This is a genomic window from Mesorhizobium sp. M7A.F.Ca.MR.362.00.0.0 (genome assembly GCF_004023175.1).
Classification (GTDB): domain Bacteria; phylum Pseudomonadota; class Alphaproteobacteria; order Rhizobiales; family Rhizobiaceae; genus Mesorhizobium.
Window position 1 is genome coordinate 1 of sequence record NZ_RZTF01000430.1, and the last position, 1,695, is coordinate 1,695.

The 1,695-nt window shown below is 62.5% G+C and carries 2 protein-coding genes; one reads left to right on the top strand and one right to left on the bottom strand.

The window, feature by feature from the left end; all coding sequences use genetic code 11:
* Positions 1-28: 28 nt before the first annotated feature.
* Positions 29-823: a HisA/HisF-related TIM barrel protein gene (locus EOC06_RS32130; protein WP_245470271.1), complete on the bottom strand. Its 795-nt coding sequence runs from the start codon at positions 821-823 to the stop codon at positions 29-31.
* Between EOC06_RS32130 and EOC06_RS32135 the strand changes: the two genes are divergently transcribed.
* A partial coding sequence (locus EOC06_RS32135; protein ID WP_245470273.1) for a hydantoinase/oxoprolinase family protein occupies positions 773-1,695 on the top strand: 923 nt, incomplete at its 3' end. The genes EOC06_RS32130 and EOC06_RS32135 overlap by 51 nt on opposite strands.

Below are 1,695 nucleotides of genomic sequence, written 5' to 3' on the forward strand. Positions count from 1 at the left end.
TCCTTCGGGAGCCGATGAGCAACGATGATCAGGCGCCGAGTGACGCGAGGCGGCCGGGTGTGAGCGTAGCGTTGTGCAATGAGGTTGCGACCAGCGCCGCGGCGACACCCATCGCGGACAAGGCGCTGATGTCGGCCTCATCTCGGACGCCGCCGGCCGCGATGACGGCGCGATTTCCGGCCTTGGCCTTGACCTCCTGCAACCGCCCGAAGTCAGGACCGGCGGCCGCACCGACCTTGGCCAGCGTCATGACAATCACCTTTTGCGGCCAAAGCTCGGGCTCTTCGAGAAGAGAACGCGGTCCGCAAAAACTATCGCCGATGAAATCAAGGGACAGGATGAGATCGGGATGATCGCAAAAACGCCGCAGCAACATGTCGTCCCGCTGCGATTCAGAGCCCAGAACAGGAGACAGCGAGCGTTCGGCAAGCGCCGCCAAAAGGGTCTTTTCGTCGGCCACGCCGGCATCGACCCAAAGTGCCGGCGGCTCCGCCATCGTCCTCAGCCGGGCGAGTGCGCCGCTGTTTGGCGCTCCGCCTTCGATAGCGTCCAGATCTGCGATGTAGAAGGTCGAAAAAGGATAAAGCCCACGCAGTCCTTCAGCGACCGCGACGACATCGGGGCTTCGGCTGAGAGGCGTAACGATCGGCCTGTAGCGATCGCGTTTTCCCTGCTGGGCGCGAACCACCACGCCGTCTTTCAGGTCGAGAACCGGAATAATACGCAACGCTTTTTTCACCGACCAATTGCCCCCGTCATGAAAGCTTGAAGCGTGGAAAAAAGAAAGGGCATCATTGCCGGTTTCGACATTGGCGGCGCGCATCTGAAGGTGACCCGCGCACAAGACGGTCGCATCGTCGAGGCGGTAACGATCGCAACGCCGCTCTGGCAAGGCCTGCACAAGCTGGCTTCAGCCCTCGACGAAACGGCTCCGATCTACGCGGGTGCGGATCTCAACGCATTCACCATGACAGGCGAACTGTCGGACATCTTTCCGTCCCGCGATGTCGGCGTAGCGGCTCTGCTGGGTCAGATTTCCACCCATTTCCCCACAGACAAAAAGCTGGTCTATGCCGGACCATCCGGTTTCGTCGGGGTCGAGCAGGCAGCGCAGTTAGGCGCCGATGTGGCTTCTGCCAATTGGCACGCGACAGCCTTGTTGGTGGCAAAACTCGCCGGCGATGCCCTGTTCGTCGACATGGGCTCCACCACCACCGATATTATCGCCATCAAGAACGGCGCCGTGGCCAATGACGGCTACACCGACGCCGGACGGCTTCTAACCGGCGAATTGGTCTATACCGGCTTTACCAGGACATTCCTGTTCGGCGTAGCCTCGTCGGCTCCCGTCCATGGCAGGCTAACGCCGCTGATGAACGAGTATTTCGCCTCGATCGCCGACGCGCATCGCATCCTGGGCGTGCTCGACGAGGACGACGACAGGCACCCTCCCGCCGACGGCAAGGAAAAGACCGTGGACGGCTCGATCGCGCGGCTGGCGCGCATGGTGGGGCGCGACGCCACTGACCTGACCCCGCCGGAATGGGGTGAAGTCGCGCGCTGGTTCAGCGAGCAGCAACTGCGCAAAGTGCACGATGCAGCGTCTCTGGTTGCCGGGACCTTGCCGCGGGATGTCCCGATCGTCGGGGCCGGAATCGGTCGCTGGCAGATCAGGCGACTGGCCGAACGCATGGA